Source organism: Micromonospora sp. DT178 (genome assembly GCF_049841695.1).
In the GTDB taxonomy this organism is placed as follows: domain Bacteria; phylum Actinomycetota; class Actinomycetes; order Mycobacteriales; family Micromonosporaceae; genus Micromonospora.
In genome coordinates this window covers 1-227 of sequence record NZ_JBNCKV010000109.1, presented here as the reverse complement: position 1 = coordinate 227, position 227 = coordinate 1, and the positions used below count along the sequence as shown (strand labels likewise).

General features: G+C 75.3%; 1 protein-coding gene. It reads right to left on the bottom strand.

Going from position 1 to position 227, the window contains the following annotated elements; translation table 11 throughout:
- On the bottom strand, positions 1-227 hold a 227-nt coding region (locus ACLQ22_RS32185; RefSeq protein ID WP_425695636.1), incomplete at both ends, for a hypothetical protein.

Sequence of the window (227 nt, the reverse complement as noted above, 5' to 3'; positions counted from 1 at the left end):
CCGGTCACCACCCCCGGTGCCTGATCACCCGCGGCCAGCGCCTGCAGCCCGTCCATCAACACCGACCGATGCCGGCCGAGCACCACACCCCGGTGGGTGAACCCGGTCGCCCGGCTGTCCACCAACGCCCGCCCCACCGCGACCGGCCCGACCTCGGGCCGGTCGGTCACGAACCCGGCCAGCCGCTGCGCCTGCGCCCGCAACGCCACCTCGGTCTTAGCCGACAG